Below are 14,893 nucleotides of genomic sequence, written 5' to 3' on the forward strand. Positions count from 1 at the left end.
CCCTTTGTGAATCCTGCGGTTTCCTTAACCATACGGGGCTGAGATCAGGGAATCAAGGGGGACCAAGCCGGATCCGAGCCATCCAAAGGGGTTACAACTTCCCTTTCATTTTGGCCGGTGAGGTCCACCGAGTAAAGCCGGACGCGATCGTTAAGGCCGTCCCTGCCGCCCGGAATCTGCCGAAAAAACATCAGCACGCGGCCGTTCGGCGCCCAGGTCGGCCCCTCGTCCCGGAAGCTTTCCGTCAATAGCCGCTCGCCGCTGCCGTCCGGCTTCATCACCCCGATGAAGAACCGGTTTTGATGGATTTTCGTAAAAGCGATGAGATCGCCGCGCGGCGACCACACCGGCGTGCCATAGCGGCCTTTCCCAAAGCTGATCCGGTGAACGTTCTGGCCGTCTACGTCCGTTGTGTAAAGCTGGGGCGACCCGCCGCGGTCGGAAAGGAAGACAACCTGTTTGCCGTCCGGCGAGAAGGAAGGCGACGTATCAATGGCCGGATTCGAGGTCAGCCGCGTCGAACGCCGCGTGGCAAGGTCCAGGATATAAATATCCGAATTGCCATCCTTCGCGTAGCTCATGATTATTTTTGAATCATCGGGCGAAAAACGCGGCGCGAACGTCATGCCGGGAAACTCGCCGAGACGTTCCTGCAGGCCGGTTTCGATGTTGAAGATATAAACCCTGGGAAGGTTTCGGTAATAGGAAAGGAAAGCGATTTTCTGCGCCGTCTGCGAAAAGCGCGGCGTCAGGACCAGCGTCTCCCCGTCCGTCAGGAAACGGTGGTTCTCACCATCTTGATCCATGATCGCAAGCCGTTTGATCCGGTGTATCCCTGGCCCGCTCTCGGCAATGTAAACGATACGCGTGTCGAAATAGCCGCGCTCGCCGGTAATCCGTTCGTAGACGGCGTCCGCAATCTTGTGGGCGACCCGGCGCCAGTTTTCCGGCGTCGTCTGGTAGGTAAGCCCCTGCATCTGCTGTTCCGCAACGACGTCCCAGAGACGGAATTCGACCCGCAGGCGGCCGTCGCGTTGCACCTGGACTTCGCCGTTGACGAGCGCCTGGGCACCAATCACGCGCCAATCCGCAAACCGCGGCTGAATGTCGAGGGGAATTTCCTTCTCGATATAGGCCTTCGGATCAACCCCCCGGAAGAGGCCGGAACGCTCAAGATCGGAAAGAACGACGAAAGTGATCTGCTGGCCGATCCCCGTCTCCTTGCCCGTCTTCCCCTTAAAATCTGGAGTGGCGATCGGCAAGGGTTCGACCACCCCCCGCGTGATGTCGATCTTGAGCTCTGCCCGGACCGGAGCGGTGAGGAAGAAAACGGAAAGAAACGCGCCGAGAACGAAGACCCAAGTCCGCTTTTCTTGTTTTTCTCGACGGTTGATCATGTGCCAAGCATTTCCTTCGGATTGAAACTCAACGTGAACGTCTTCCATTGCTCGTACTTTTCCGGTGGCAATCGAAGCGGGCTGCACCGCGGATTGATGACGGCGCGATAGGCGCTTTCCGCCGCCGTCCGGAAGAAGGGATCGCGCCGCATGCGTTCCGTATCGAGAATGCGCGCCTGCTGGATGGTGCCGTCCGAGTTGACGGCGACCCAGATATCAACGACGAGGTTCTCGGCGTCCTTTGCCCCCACCGGCACGTTCCAGCAGCGGCTGATCTGGCTGCGGATGGCATCCAGCTCGCTCAGCGTCAACGCCCGCGAGGGGTCGAATTGCTTCGGCGCCTGCAGCACTTCCGGCGCCGGTTTCAAGGGCGCCTGTTCCGGTTTTTTCTCGCGGAACTTTTCCACCGTTTTGAGGACGGAGGCGAAGGGGTCCGGTTCGACCGCCGGCTTCGGTTTGACCGCCGGCTTCGGTTTGACCTGCGGCTTCGGTTTGACCTGCGGCTTCGGCGGCACGACCGCCGCCACTTTTTCCGTTTTCGGCACGGCCGGGACCGGCAAGGGTGGCGGCTCGCTCTCCGCGTGCGCTTGCGGTTCGGCGGCGACTTCCTGCGCAGGTGGCGGCTCGCTCTCCGCGCGCGCTTGCCGTTCGGCGGCAACTTCCTGCACCGGCTTCGGCGGCGGCGGGCTGGGCGTCGGCAGATTTGTCCGCTGATCGATCGTCACGAGATCGACGACGATCGGATGGTCTTCGGCCGGCGAAGGCTCAAACAAGAGGGGCACTCCGAAATAGGCGATCAGAATCAGTATGGCATGAAGGGCGGCCGAGCCGATGAGACCGTTGCGCATCGAAACTAGCTTTTTTGACCCGGCTTTTGCCCTTCGCCGCTGGTCCGCGCGACCAGGCCGACCCGGTTAAATCCGGCAGCGCTGATTAAGCTCATCACGTCCATGATACGGCCGTAATTGATGGTCTGATCCCCCCGGATGAAGATGCGCGCCTCCGGGTTGTTGCCGCTGATGGCGACAAGGCGCGGTGCAAGTTCGGCAAGTTGAATTTGCGTTTCCTGGAGAAAGACCTCGCCGTTCGCATTGATGGACACGACAAGCGGCTCGTCCTGGCCGCTGAGAACGCCGGCATCCGACTTCGGCAGATCGACCGGCACGCCGACCGTCATCAAGGGTGCCGTCACCATGAAGACGATGAGAAGCACGAGCATGACATCCACCATCGGGGTGACGTTGATCTCGCTCATCGGCCGGTAAGTGGTTCGCGTGCCGCGCTCGCCGCCCTCTTGCAAATAAATGGCCATGTTAAGCCTGCTCCTCGGCGCCGCGGGCGAGAATGGCGCTGAATTCCGTGGTGAATCCTTCGATGCGGTTTGCGTAGCGTTTGAGTTCGTTTGAAATCTTGTTAAAGGCGATAACGGCGGGGATGGCTGCAATCAGCCCCATGGCCGTTGCAAACAGGGCTTCCGCGATACCGGGGGCGACAACCGCAAGCGAGGTGTTCTTCGAAATCGCGATCGACTGGAAACTGTTCATGATTCCCCAAACGGTGCCAAAAAGCCCGATAAAGGGCGCCGTCGAGCCGACGGAGGCGAGAAAGGTGAGGTGACGTTCCAGCCCTTCCATCTCACGGCCCAGGGTAAGGCGCATGGCGCGGTCAACCCGTTGCAGGACGGAGCCGACACGCTCTTCCGCGACCGCCCCCTTAGCCGTGGAGTTCTTCCATTCCCGCATGCCGGCACTGAACACCGCCGCCATCGGGTCCTGCGGGTTGTGGCCGGCGCGGTCGTAGAGCGTATCGATCGAGCCGCCGGACCAGAAGGTTTCCTCGAAGCGGTCGGCGATCGCGCGCAGCCGGCGCAGCCTCAAGAGCTTGTCGAAGATGATCGCCCAGCTCCAGAAGGACGCCGCCAGCAGAAACAGCATGACCAGCTTGACGAGGGGGTCGGCCTGCAGAAAAAGGCCCCACACCGATATGTCCATCGCCCCCACCGACTGTCCGGCAGCTATAGACTCGATGACATTTTCTTCCATTAAGCGCTCCGTTTCCTCTTGGAGGTGAAATGAGATGCGTACGCCTTCAAGGCATCCCTTAGTTCCATCGGCATGCGGACGGCCTTTCCGTCCGAGCGAATGCAGGCAACCCGCACGATCAGGCGCACAAGCTCCGTACCGTCTCGGCGGATTGCCTGCTCGACCTTGAGGCTTGCGCCGCCGGCATCAAGGAGGCGCGTCTCCACGTCGAGCAGGTCGTCCAGACGGGCGGAGGCCAAGTAGTCCGCCGTGCAATGCCTGACCGCAAAGGCAACACCGAAACGTTCATCCGTTCGCTCGAAGCCGAGGCTGCGTAAAAATTCCGTTCGCGCACGTTCGGCAAAACGCAGGTAATTCGCATAATAGACGATTCCGCCGGCGTCGGTATCCTCGTAATAGACACGGATGGCAACGTGATGCCCCTCGCCCGCCGCTTTCCGGAATTGGGTCATCCGTTTTCCCCTTCGCCGCCCGCCTCCAGAAAGTCAAACTGGGCAAGCGTTTTCGGCGCCTCCAGCCCGAGATGGCGGTAAGCAAGCGCGGTCAGCGTCCGCCCGCGCGGGGTACGCTGGAGAAGGCCGCGTTGAATGAGAAACGGCTCGATCACTTCTTCGATCGTGTCGCGCTGCTCGGAAAGCCCGGCCGCCAGCGTCTCGACGCCGACCGGGCCGCCGCCGTAATGCTCGGCGATGCGGGCAAGGTAGCGCCGATCCATCGAGTCCAGACCCAGCTCGTCCACTTCGAGCTGCCGCAGCGCTGTGTCCGCCGCCTTGGCATCGGTCGAGCGTACGCCGCCGCCGACGGCGGCGAAGTCCCGCACGCGCCGAAGCAGCCGGGTCGCCACCCGCGGCGTGCCGCGGGAACGCCGGGCGATTTCCGCCGCCCCGTCAGCGGTGAGGTCGAACTTGAGAACCGCCGCCCCGCGGCGGACGATCTGCTCGAGCTCGGCCATCTCGTAGAAGACGAGCCGCATCGGAATGCCGAAGCGTTCACGCAGCGGAGTCGTGATGAGGCCCGAGCGCGTCGTCGCCCCGATCAGGGTGAAGGGCGGCAGGTCGATTCGCACCGAGCGCGCCGCCGGCCCTTCGCCGATCACGAGGTCGAGCTGGAAGTCCTCCATCGCCGGGTAGAGCACTTCCTCGACCGCCGGGTTCAGGCGGTGAATCTCATCGATGAAGAGAACGTCGCGCGGCTCCAGGTTCGAGAGAATGGCCGCAAGATCGCCGGCCCGCACGATGACGGGCCCGGAAGTGGCCCGAAAACCGACGCCGAGTTCGCGTGCCACGATCTGGGCAAGGGTGGTCTTGCCAAGGCCAGGCGGCCCATGGAAAAAGACGTGGTCCAGCGCCTCCTTCCGGGCGCGGGCCGCCTCGATGAAGACGCGCAGGTTCCCGCGCAACGCCTCCTGGCCGATAAACTCGGCAAGCGTGAGCGGGCGAAGCGATGCCTCCGGTGCATCCGCCGTCGCCGCAGCCGTATCGAGGAGGCGGGTTTTCGTCACGAGGCAAGCTCCTTCAGTCCGGCCCGGATCAACGCCTCAACCGAGGCCTTGGGCCCCAAGTCCTGCCGGGCCCGGCCAACGGCGCCGAAAGCTTCGTCCCGCCGGTAGCTTAAATTGACGAGGGCTGAAATCGCATCCGCCGCGGCCGGGTCCGGGGGAACGATCGCCCCCCCATGGGCGGCGGCGCCAAGGCCGAGACCGCCCACTTTGTCCTTCAACTCGCTGACCACGCGGCCGGCCAGTTTCGCGCCGACCCCTTGCGCCCGGGTGATCGCCTGGGCATCCGCCGCCGCGATCGCCCGGGCAAGCTCGGCCGGTGAAAGGGCGGACAGAATGGCCAGCGCCATCTTGGCGCCGACGCCTTGGACGGTGAAGAGAAGCCGGAACCAGTTCCGCTCGGTCGCGTCGAGAAAACCGAAGAGGTGAATGTAGTCTTCCCGTATGTGCGTCTCGATATAGAGCGAGATCGGCTCGCCCGCACGCGGCAAGGCGCCGCGCGTTCGGGCGGAAGCATAGACGAGGTAACCGACGCCGTTCACGTCGACGACAAGAAAATCGTCATCCCCATTCACGGAATCGAGAACGCCGGTAAGTTTTGCGATCATGCGCGCACTTTCTCCTGGGCTTTTTGCGCCCAACGTTGCCAGGTGGCGCGATGGTGGGCGTGGCAGATCGCCACGGCCAGGGCGTCAGCGGCATCCGCCGTCTCGAGCCGAGCGCCGGGAAGCAGCATGCGGACCATGGCGGCGATCTGGTCCTTCGCGGCATGGCCGGTGCCGACGACCGCCTTCTTGACCAGATTCGCCGAATATTCGGCCACGGGAAGCCCGGCCTCGGCTGGCGCCAGCAGCACAACGCCGCGGGCCAGGCCAAGTTTCAGGGTCGAGGCCGGGTTGCGGTTGACGAAGATCGCCTCGACCGCGGCGGCCTCCGGCCGATGGGCCGCGATCACTTCTCGCAGGCCCTCGTAAAGCCGGACGAGGCGGTCGGGCGCGGAGGGCCCCTCGCCCGGCCGGATGGCGCCGTCCGCCACATGGCTGAGCCGGTTGCCCGTGACGTCGATCACGCCCCACCCTGTGATTCGGATACCCGGATCGAGACCCAGGAGTCGCATCTTTTCACCTCTGGCGATCGCGAAGGCTTCAGGCGCTTAGCCTGGCGATCGCTTCGTCGGAAATTTCATAATTCGCCGAAACCGTCTGCACGTCGTCGCTGTCTTCGAGCGCTTCGATCAGGCGAAAAAGCGTTTCCGTGTCTTCTTCGCTTACCGGCGTCGTGACCTTCGGTTTCCACGTAAGGCCCGCGCTGTCCGCGGGCCCGAACTTGCCTTCGAGGCTTTCGCGAACCGCGTTGAAATCCTGCGGCGCGCAGGTGATTTCGTGAAGCGTCTCATCCGATACGACATCTCCGGCGCCGGCTTCCAGGGCAGCTTCGAAAATGGCCGCCTCCGAAATTTTCTGCGCCGCATACTGCACGAGTCCGACGCGGTCGAATTGAAAGCTCACGCTGTTCGCTTCGCCCAGACTGCCGCCGTGCTTGTTGAAAGCGGTGCGGATGTCGGCCGCCGCGCGGTTGCGATTATCGGTCAGCGCTTCGACGATGATGGCGACCCCGCCCGGGCCATAGCCTTCGTAGCGGATCTCTTCGTAATTCGCGCTTTCGTCGTCGCCCGCCCCGCGGCGGACAGCGCGTTCCATGGTGTCTTTCGGCAGATTGGCCACCCGCGCCGCGGCGATTGCCGCCCTAAGCCTCGGGTTGCCGGTTGCATCCCCTCCGCCCATGCGGGCCGCCACCGTAAGTTCGCGAATGACTTTCGTGAACAATTTGGCGCGCTTAGCATCCTTCGCGCCCTTGCGGTGCATGATGGTTTTGAATTTCGAATGGCCAGACATCGAATCTAGGCTACCCTTAAGGAATTCGCGTGCCATCTATACCAGATGATGGGCGTGAATGCACGAAACCCGCAGAATGTATTCGATTTTCATATGGGGAGGGGCAACCGATAACGACCCTCTTTTTAACCCACCCGGCCTGCCTCGCCCATGACCCAGGCCCCGGCCACCCGGAGAGCGCGGACCGGCTCCGGGCGGTGCTTGGCACCATGAAAAACAAAGAATTTCAATTACTTGAACACGAAGACGCCCCCCTCGCCACGCCCCAGGACCTGGCCCGTGTCCATCACCTGACCTATGTCGAAAGCTGCCTGAGGGCCATCCCCGAGCGCGGCCTGCGCGCGCTGGACCCGGATACCATCGTCTCGCCGGGCTCGGGCCAAGCGGCGCTGCGCGCCGCCGGCGCGTTGTTGGCCGGCGTGGACGCGGTGGCCACCGGCCAGGCGCTAAACGCCTTCGCCGCCGTCCGCCCGCCCGGCCACCACGCGACGCCGGATCGTGCGATGGGGTTCTGCCTATTCAACAACGTGGCGATCGGGGCGGCCTATGCGCGGGCGCGTTACGGGTTTTCGCGCCTCGCCATCGTCGATTTTGATGTCCACCACGGAAACGGCACCCAGGCGATCTTCGAAGCCGACCCCGACACGTTCTACGCCTCGACGCATCAGGAAAACATCTTTCCCGGTACCGGCCGGCGGGACGAACGCGGGGTGGGCAACCTTTGCAACGTGCCGTTGCCGGCCGGTGCGGGAGGCGAGGCCTTTCGGGAAGCCATGAAAAACGCGGTGCTGCCGGCGCTGGCCGCGTTCGAGCCGGATTTTCTATTTATCTCCGCCGGCTTCGATGCCCATCGCGGGGACCCGCTGGCCGGGCTTCGGTTGGAGACCGAGGATTATGCCTGGGTGACGACGAAGCTGCTGGAAATAGCCGCCGCCACGTGCGGCGGCCGGGTTGTTTCCGCCCTCGAAGGCGGCTACGCGCCGGACGATCTGGCGGCGTCCGCCGCCGCCCACGTCCGCGCCCTGATGGGCGGGAGGCCGGCCTTAGGCCTGCCCGTCGAAAGGCCAGGCGGGGCTTAGCCTTCCCCCCATCCGCAGCGGCGCAACCCGCGAAGCAAGGCCGGTCTTCGGATTCGTCTCGACGAAGACGCCACAAAGCGTCGCCTCGCCTTCGGCCGGACTGAAGGGCTCCGTCCGGATCGGGCGCAGGAAGCGCTTGATCGACGTCTCCTTCTTCATGCCGATCACCGAATCGTAATCCCCGCACATGCCGAGGTCGGAAATATAGGCGGTGCCGCCCGGCAAGATCTGGGCGTCCGCCGTCGGCACGTGGGTGTGGGTGCCGGCCACCAGCGTCACGCGCCCATCGAGGTAATGGCCAAGTGCCATTTTTTCGCTGGTCGCCTCGGCGTGGATATCGACGACGATGGCGCCCACCGTGCCGCCCAGCCGGTGGTTGCCGAGCACCCTTTCGATCGCCACGAAAGGATCGTCGAGCGGTTCCATGAACAACCTTCCCATCGCCTGCAGAACGAGAACGGACTCGCCCTTCGCGGTCGGGAAGACGCCGCTGCCAAAGCCCGGCGTCGTCAACGGGTAGTTGAGCGGCCGCAACAGCTTTGGATCGTTCTCGATATAGCCGACGATCTCGCGCTGCGCCCAGGCGTGGTTGCCGAGCGTCAGCACGTCAACGCCTACCTCATAGAATTCCCGGCAGAGTCGTTCCGTGATGCCGAAGCCGCCGGCCGCGTTCTCGGCGTTCACGACGACGAGGTCGAGCTGCAGCCGTTCGCGCAGTTCCGGCACCCGCGCGAGAATGGCCTCGCGCCCGGCGCGGCCGACCACGTCTCCGCAAAAAAGAATCCGCATCTCACTCCGCCTTAATCAAAATGGCCTCGCGCTCCGTCACCACCCAGTCGAGCGCCTGGTCGGCGGCGGTGGAAGGCACCCTGGGCAGTTCCTGCCCGGCATAGGCAAGCCCCACGGCAAGCACCCGGCCTTTCGCGCGCAGGCCGGCGATCGTCCGGTCGTAATGGCCGCCGCCATAGCCGAGCCGACGGCCCTGGCGGTCGAAGGCAAGCAAGGGCACGAACAGCAGCGCGGGGCATAAAAGCGCCGCCCCGTCGGCCGGCACTTGAATCCCGAAAAGGCCGCTTTCCAGTTGGTCCCCCGGCCGCCATGACCGGAAACGAAGGGGCTCTCCCTTCGCCGCGACGGGAAGCGCGCAGCGGCACCCGGCTTGCGCGAGCTTGAAAAGCAGCGGGCGGGGATCCGCTTCATCCCCGATCGGCCAATAGCCACCGACGACGGCGCCGGTTTCCCAGGGCACCGCTTCCAGGAAGCGGGCGGCCAAGTGGGCAGGCGCTTCTTCGCCGGCCGCTGCCCGCGCTTCCTTGCGAAGGCGCTTCGCCTTTTCCCGAACGGTTCGTTTATCGAAGGCCGGACTCAAAGAGGAAGTCCCCGGAAGGGAAAACGAACGGGCATCTTCCCGGAAAGAGATGGGCCGGAAAAAAAGAGGTGGGTAAGGCTGCATCGGCCGTCGGGTGTTTCAGTATCCTCTGTGACCCGCCTAAGCAGGTGGGCGCCATATACCGAGACCACGGCCCCGGCAGGGACAGCTCCCTTGAGATAAATATTGGTCCCAGGGATTTCGATACCTGACGGGCCGCGAAGCCTTACCCGTTCCTTTAATTTAGGCGGAAACCAGGCGGTCGGCAATGTTCTCGATTCGGGCGGCAAACGTGTCGAGCTTGGCGGCGATCCGGGCCGGATTCGCAGACGCCGCCTGGGTGCTGTCGTTTTTCATCTTCGCCACCTCCGCGTACGCATCGGCCAGTTCATCGGCGATCAAGAGCGACACCATCACCAGAAGCCGCGCATCCCCGATCTGCCCGACCGACGTGATGAGTTCCTTTACCCGCTTGTCGACGAAGGCGGCGAGCCGTTCGAGATGTTCTTCCTGGCCGTTGTCGCAGGCGATGTCGTAATCCCGCCCGTTGATGGCAACGCTTACCTGCGTCATGTCATTCCCCCAGCGCCTGGCGCAACCGGTTGATTGCCGAATCGAGACGCTTGGAAACGTCGCGGATCTCCTGGCGTTTTTGCGAATCGTTTGCCGCGGTGGAAGGCGCGGCGACCGCCGCCAGGGGGGCCGCCCCCGGACGCGCTTCAAGCGCGGCTTCGAGCCGCAGAATCGCCTGCTCCAGCCGTCTTTCCGCCGCCCCCATGTCCGTCATGGCAACTCTCTGATGCTTCTTGGATTTTTCCGCAAATCGTGCGCCCCAGGGCAGGAGGATACGCCCGGCTTCCTTCCCCCGTCAACCGATGGCCGACCATGGTTGACGGCCATCGAAGACGGCGGCATTTTCTCCGCCACACACCTGCGCCCAAGGCGCTATAACAAGCGACGGCCCGTGGCCGCCTCAACAGGAAAGGGACAAAGCGCGAATGACGATTCGGATTGGCATTAATGGATTTGGACGGATTGGCCGGCTTGTCCTCCGGGCCATCGCCGAGACGGTTCGGAGCGACCTCGTCGTGGTCGGAGTCAATGACCTCGGGCCGGCGGAAACGAACGCCCATCTCCTGCGTTACGATTCCGTGCACGGCCCCTTCCCCAGCAGCGTCAAGGTCGGCGAAGGGCAGATGGACATTGGCCGGGGCCCGATCCGTGTCACGGCCGAGGCCGAACCCGCCAAGCTCGCCTGGGGGGACTTGGGCGTCGACGTCGTCCTCGAATGCACCGGCCGGTTCCTCAAGCGTGAACAAGCCGCCCGCCACCTCGAGGCAGGCGCCGGCAAGGTCCTGATCTCCGCCCCGGCGAAGGACGTGGACCTGACCGTCGTCTACGGCGTCAACCACGACCGCCTGGCGCCCGGAATGACGATCGTCTCGAACGCGTCCTGCACGACGAACTGCCTGGCGCCGGTCGCCGACGTGCTGCACCGAACGATCGGCATCGAGCGCGGCTTCATGACGACGGTCCATTCCTACACCGCCGATCAGCAGATCGTGGACGCGCTCCATAAGGACCTGCGTCGCGCCCGCGCCGCCGCCGTCTCGATGATCCCGACCTCGACCGGGGCGGCGCGCGCCGTCGGCCTCGTCTTGCCGGAACTGAAGGGCAAGCTTGACGGAACCGCGATTCGCGTGCCGACCGCCAACGTCTCGCTGGTGGACCTCACCTTCGTCGCCGCCAGGAAAACGACACCGGAGGAAATCAACGCCGCCATGACGGAAGCCGCGCGGGGAAGGCTCGGAGGAATCCTGGCGGTAAGCGACGTGCCTTTGGTTTCAGCCGACTTCAACCACACGCCTTACAGCGCCACCCTAGACCTTGCCGAAACGCAGGTGGTCGAGGGCACGCTTGGCCGCGTGCTGGCCTGGTACGACAACGAATGGGGCTTCTCGAACCGGATGCTGGATACGGCGGCCTATCTCGGGAACCTGCAATAGGGTGGGCGGACGCGCCGTCATCGTTCACGACCTGCCGCAGGCGCTTGCCGCGCTGGCGGCGGCGGCGAGGCTCAACCGGCCGATCACGCTCCGAACCCCTTACGGGGCCGCGAGCTGCGCAGGGGCTGGCTACTTCCAAAAGGTGGCCGAGCTTGCTAAGCGGCAATACCCGGGTGTCACTGCCGTTTTCGTGCTCGATTGCGGCGACGCGGCCGGCCAGGCGCTTGGCGCCCTCCGCGCCGGCTGGAAGCGAATCCGGTTCGAAGGCACGGCGGCAACGCTTGCGAAGGTCGCCGACATCGCCGGCCAGACGGGCGCTGTACTCGATACGGATGCGACGCCGGCACGCGATCTTTCGCAGGCGGAAGACCCGGAAAAGGCCACCGCCGAATGGCTGGAGGAATAGCCTTTCCAGCCGTTTGCAAATGCCCAGCACCTAGGCTATGAAGCCGCCTTGAATCCGATTGCAACGCCAACGACCGCATCCCTTCGGGAGGAGTAACGTCCCGCCATGAAGTCCCCCCGCCCCCGTTCCCGCGTTCAGGAAATTCTCTCCTGCTACGAAGGCGAAAGCCGCGAAACGAAGAAAAACCTTGCCCGCATTCTGATGCATGGCCGGCTCGGTGGAACGGGCAGGCTTGTCATTCTTCCGGTTGATCAGGGTTTTGAGCACGGGCCGGCGCGAAGCTTCGCGCCGAACCCCGACGCTTACGACCCCCACTACCATTACCGGCTGGCGATCGATGCCGGCCTTTCGGCCTACGCCGCGCCACTTGGGATGCTCGAGGCCGGCGCCGAGACCTTCGGCGGCCAGATCCCGACCATCCTGAAAATGAACAGCGCAAACAGCCTCTCCCGCGAAAAGGAAGCCGCCGACCAGGCCGTAACAGCCACGGTCGAGGACGCGCTTAGGCTTGGCTGCGCGGCGGTCGGCTTCACGCTCTACCCCGCCTCGGACGCCGCCTACGGGATGATGGAGGAGCTGCGCGAGATCGCCCGCGAGGCGAAGAGGATGGGCCTGGCCGTTGTCGTCTGGTCCTACCCGCGCGGTGGCAACCTTTCAAAGGAAGGCGAAACCGCGATCGACATCGTGGCCTACGCCGCCCATATGGCCTGCCTGATGGGCGCCCATATCGTGAAGGTGAAGCTGCCGACCGCGCATCTCGAATCGCCGGAAGCGAAGAAAGTCTACGAGAAAGAGAAGATCGACATTGCCACACAGGCCGCGCGCGTCCGCCACATCGTGGAATGCTGCTTCAAGGGTAGGCGGCTCGTTGTCTTTTCCGGCGGCACCACGAAGGGCGCCGACAGCCTCTACGAAGACGCCCGCGCCATCCGGGACGGCGGCGGCACCGGCTCGATCATCGGGCGCAACACCTTCCAGCGCCCGCGCGAAGAGGCGCTCAAGATGCTCGACACCATCCTCGACATATACCAGGGGAACGCTTGATCCAAGCGCGCCACACACGCCTTTACCTTCTGACCCCGCCGGAGATCGAGCCGAAGGCGTTCGCCGAAAAACTGGCCGAGGCGCTGGACGCAGGCAACGTCGCCTGCGTGCAGCTACGCCTGAAGGGCGCCTCCGACGACGCCGTTCGCGGCGCGGCGGAACGGCTGCTTCCCGTCTGCCACGCGCGCGCCGTGCCCCTGCTCATCAACGACCGGCCGGACCTGGCGAAGGAAACCGGTGCCGATGGCGTCCACGTCGGCCAGCAGGACGCCCTTTGCGCGGAGGCCCGCCGGGTCTTAGGTAAGGACGCCATCGTCGGGGTCACCTGCCACGGCTCGCGCCACCTCGCGATCCAGGCCGTCGAGGCGGGCGCGGATTACGTCGCCTTCGGCGCCTTCTTTCCCACGACGACGAAGGAAACGAAGGCGCACCCGCACCCGGAAATCCTCACTTGGTGGGCCGAAACGACGGTGGTGCCCTGCGTGGCGATCGGCGGCATCACGGTCGAGAACTGCCCCCTCATGGTGCAGGCGGGGGCCGATTTCCTGGCCGTGCTGCGTGGGGTGTGGGCGCGCGAAAGGGGGCCGGGAGAAGCCGTCCGCGCCTTCAACCGAGCGATCCGGGAAGCGGCCGATGCGCCGCCGCCGGAGGCGGCTTGAAGGACCGGCGGCCCTTCCATTGCCTAGCTGCCGCCAACCTGATAGGTTCCGCGCCGATTTTTCCCAAAACTTTCGGTTTCCAATAATTCGGTTTCCAGCAACATGAAAATCAGTGGCAACGCCGTACGTCCCGGCATGGTGATCGAGCACAAAAGCAGGCTGTGGCGCGCCGTGAAAATCCAGCACACCCAGCCCGGCAAGGGCGGCGCCTACCTCCAGGTCGAATTGAAGGACATCCGGGACGGCACAAAGCTCAACGAACGCTTCCGTTCGAGCGAAAGCGTCGAACGCGTCCGCCTGGACCAGCGCGAATACCAGTATCTTTACCGGGACGGCGAAAACCTGACCTTCATGGATACGGAAACTTTCGATCAAGCCACGGTCAACGAAAGCATGGTCGGGGACGCGGTGGATTTTCTTCAGGACGGCATGGTGGTCACGGTCGAAGCTTACGAAGGCAAACCGGTCGGCGTCACGCTTCCCGACACCGTCGTTTGCACCGTCACCGAGACGGAAGCCGTCATCAAGGGGCAAACGGCCGCCGCCTCCTTCAAGCCTGCCCTGCTCGACAACGGGGCTCGCATTTCCGTGCCGCCGCATGTCGTTAGCAACGACAGGATCGTGGTCAGCGTTTACGAACGCGCTTACGTCGAACGCGCGAAAGGCTGATGGCCGTCCACTCCGCCCTTATCAACGTCATGGAGACCGCCGCCCGCAAGGCCGCGCGGTCGCTTGTGCGGGACTTCGGCGAGGTCGAGCAGTTGCAGGTCTCGAAGAAGGGACCGGGCGATTTCGTGACGAACGCCGATATCAAGTCCGAGGCGATCCTGCGCAAGGAGTTACGCCGCGCCCGCCCCGACTACGGCCTGCTGCTTGAAGAAGGCGGGGCGGAAGCCGGCAGCGACCCGGCGAACACCTGGCTCGTCGATCCGCTCGATGGAACATCGAATTTCCTGCACGGGATTCCCCACTTCAGCATCACGATCGCGCTGAAGCGCGACGACGCGATCGTCGCGGGGGTCATCCTGGACCCCATCAAGGACGAATTTTTCTGGGCGGAACGGGGCAGCGGCGCCTTCCTGAACACCCGGCGGCTTCGCGTTTCGGCCCGCAAGCGCCTTGAAGACGCGCTGCTTGCCTATGGCGAACCCTTCGGCGGCCGCGAGGGCAAGGAAGCCTTCGCCCGCGTCCTTCCCATGGTAATGGAGCGAACGGCCGGCATTCGCCGGTCGGGCGCGGCGGCGCAGGATTTGGCCTATGTCGCGGCGGGCCGGTTCGACGGCTACTGGGAAAAGGGCTTGAAACCCTGGGACATGGCCGCCGGCATCCTCCTCGTCCAGGAGGCGGGCGGCTACGTGACGGAGATCGAGGGCGGCAAACACATGCTGCAATCGGGAAGCGTGCTGGCCACCAACGCCCATCTCTACCCCACCGTCGCCGACCTTCTGCGGTCGGCTTATGCCGGAACCAGCCCTTGATAATGGGTTGATTCCCGGTC

The 14,893-nt window shown here is 64.2% G+C and carries 20 protein-coding genes and 1 other RNA gene; 7 read left to right on the forward strand and 14 right to left on the reverse strand.

Translation table 11 applies throughout. From position 1 onward, the window contains the following. Positions 1 to 44 precede the first annotated feature (44 nt). Genes tolB through AB1781_10460 form a run of 9 tightly spaced genes read right to left on the reverse strand, consistent with a single transcriptional unit; the run spans position 45 to position 6,832 of the window. Positions 45 to 1,397: a Tol-Pal system beta propeller repeat protein TolB gene (tolB, locus tag AB1781_10420; GenBank protein ID MEW5704981.1), complete on the reverse strand. Its 1,353-nt coding sequence runs from the start codon at positions 1,395 to 1,397 to the stop codon at positions 45 to 47. Beyond that, positions 1,394 to 2,245 (reverse strand): hypothetical protein, encoded by an 852-nt coding sequence (locus AB1781_10425; GenBank protein MEW5704982.1) that lies wholly within the window; start codon positions 2,243 to 2,245, stop codon positions 1,394 to 1,396. Before AB1781_10425 ends, tolB begins: the two co-directional genes overlap by 4 nt. A gap of 5 nt (positions 2,246 to 2,250) precedes the next feature. Beyond that, positions 2,251 to 2,709 carry a protein TolR gene (gene tolR / locus AB1781_10430; GenBank protein MEW5704983.1) on the reverse strand — a complete coding sequence of 153 codons (459 nt, stop codon included), beginning with the start codon at positions 2,707 to 2,709 and terminating at the stop codon, positions 2,251 to 2,253. A gap of 1 nt (position 2,710) precedes the next feature. Beyond that, entirely contained in the window at positions 2,711 to 3,439 is a 729-nt protein-coding gene (gene tolQ / locus AB1781_10435; GenBank protein MEW5704984.1) for a protein TolQ, read from the reverse strand. Then, positions 3,439 to 3,891, reverse strand: coding sequence for a tol-pal system-associated acyl-CoA thioesterase (ybgC, locus tag AB1781_10440; GenBank protein MEW5704985.1), 453 nt, complete (start codon positions 3,889 to 3,891; stop codon positions 3,439 to 3,441). Before ybgC ends, tolQ begins: the two co-directional genes overlap by 1 nt. Then, positions 3,888 to 4,940 (reverse strand): Holliday junction branch migration DNA helicase RuvB, encoded by a 1,053-nt coding sequence (gene ruvB / locus AB1781_10445; protein ID MEW5704986.1) that lies wholly within the window; start codon positions 4,938 to 4,940, stop codon positions 3,888 to 3,890. Before ruvB ends, ybgC begins: the two co-directional genes overlap by 4 nt. Then, positions 4,937 to 5,545, reverse strand: coding sequence for a Holliday junction branch migration protein RuvA (ruvA, locus tag AB1781_10450; GenBank protein ID MEW5704987.1), 609 nt, complete (start codon positions 5,543 to 5,545; stop codon positions 4,937 to 4,939). The genes ruvB and ruvA overlap by 4 nt, the downstream gene beginning before the upstream one ends. Further along, on the reverse strand, positions 5,542 to 6,054 hold the full coding sequence (ruvC, locus tag AB1781_10455) for a crossover junction endodeoxyribonuclease RuvC (GenBank protein ID MEW5704988.1): 513 nt from the start codon (positions 6,052 to 6,054) through the stop codon (positions 5,542 to 5,544). The genes ruvA and ruvC overlap by 4 nt, the downstream gene beginning before the upstream one ends. Before the next feature lie 28 nt (positions 6,055 to 6,082). Continuing rightward, the gene (locus AB1781_10460) at positions 6,083 to 6,832 is read right to left on the reverse strand and encodes a YebC/PmpR family DNA-binding transcriptional regulator (protein ID MEW5704989.1); all 750 of its coding nucleotides are present in this window, start codon (positions 6,830 to 6,832) and stop codon (positions 6,083 to 6,085) included. A 110-nt stretch (positions 6,833 to 6,942) separates the two neighbouring features. Here AB1781_10460 and AB1781_10465 point away from each other — a divergent pair, with 110 nt between their 5' ends. After that, entirely contained in the window at positions 6,943 to 7,911 is a 969-nt protein-coding gene (locus AB1781_10465) for a histone deacetylase family protein (GenBank protein MEW5704990.1), read from the forward strand. Here AB1781_10465 and AB1781_10470 read toward each other — a convergent pair. From AB1781_10470 to AB1781_10490, 5 genes are all read right to left on the reverse strand, one after another. Continuing rightward, a complete protein-coding gene (locus tag AB1781_10470; protein MEW5704991.1) occupies positions 7,876 to 8,700 on the reverse strand; it encodes a TIGR00282 family metallophosphoesterase in 825 nt (274 codons plus the stop codon). The two genes, AB1781_10465 and AB1781_10470, sit on opposite strands and share 36 nt — an antisense overlap. 1 nt (position 8,701) lies before the next feature. Then, entirely contained in the window at positions 8,702 to 9,280 is a 579-nt protein-coding gene (locus AB1781_10475) for a 5-formyltetrahydrofolate cyclo-ligase (protein ID MEW5704992.1), read from the reverse strand. Positions 9,281 to 9,351: 71 nt separating this feature from the next. After that, positions 9,352 to 9,510: non-coding RNA, 6S RNA (gene ssrS / locus AB1781_10480), on the reverse strand. Between the two features lie 13 nt (positions 9,511 to 9,523). Continuing rightward, positions 9,524 to 9,853 carry a cell division protein ZapA gene (gene zapA, locus AB1781_10485; GenBank protein MEW5704993.1) on the reverse strand — a complete coding sequence of 110 codons (330 nt, stop codon included), beginning with the start codon at positions 9,851 to 9,853 and terminating at the stop codon, positions 9,524 to 9,526. A 1-nt stretch (position 9,854) separates the two neighbouring features. Beyond that, positions 9,855 to 10,067, reverse strand: a complete 213-nt coding sequence (locus tag AB1781_10490) for a hypothetical protein (protein ID MEW5704994.1) — start codon at positions 10,065 to 10,067, stop codon at positions 9,855 to 9,857. Between the two features lie 211 nt (positions 10,068 to 10,278). Between AB1781_10490 and gap the strand changes: the two genes are divergently transcribed. From gap to AB1781_10520, 6 genes are all read left to right on the forward strand, one after another. Beyond that, entirely contained in the window at positions 10,279 to 11,286 is a 1,008-nt protein-coding gene (gene gap / locus AB1781_10495) for a type I glyceraldehyde-3-phosphate dehydrogenase (GenBank protein ID MEW5704995.1), read from the forward strand. Between the two features lies 1 nt (position 11,287). Further along, positions 11,288 to 11,692, forward strand: coding sequence for a hypothetical protein (locus AB1781_10500; protein MEW5704996.1), 405 nt, complete (start codon positions 11,288 to 11,290; stop codon positions 11,690 to 11,692). A gap of 105 nt (positions 11,693 to 11,797) precedes the next feature. Further along, on the forward strand, positions 11,798 to 12,736 hold the full coding sequence (locus AB1781_10505) for a class I fructose-bisphosphate aldolase (GenBank protein MEW5704997.1): 939 nt from the start codon (positions 11,798 to 11,800) through the stop codon (positions 12,734 to 12,736). Beyond that, positions 12,736 to 13,395, forward strand: a complete 660-nt coding sequence (thiE, locus tag AB1781_10510; GenBank protein MEW5704998.1) for a thiamine phosphate synthase — start codon at positions 12,736 to 12,738, stop codon at positions 13,393 to 13,395. The genes AB1781_10505 and thiE overlap by 1 nt, the downstream gene beginning before the upstream one ends. Before the next feature lie 102 nt (positions 13,396 to 13,497). After that, positions 13,498 to 14,064, forward strand: a complete 567-nt coding sequence (gene efp, locus AB1781_10515) for an elongation factor P (protein ID MEW5704999.1) — start codon at positions 13,498 to 13,500, stop codon at positions 14,062 to 14,064. Further along, positions 14,064 to 14,873, forward strand: coding sequence for an inositol monophosphatase family protein (locus tag AB1781_10520; protein ID MEW5705000.1), 810 nt, complete (start codon positions 14,064 to 14,066; stop codon positions 14,871 to 14,873). Before efp ends, AB1781_10520 begins: the two co-directional genes overlap by 1 nt. The last annotated feature ends 20 nt before the right edge of the window (positions 14,874 to 14,893 follow it).

It is taken from the genome of Pseudomonadota bacterium (assembly GCA_040752895.1).
Lineage (GTDB): Bacteria > Pseudomonadota > Alphaproteobacteria.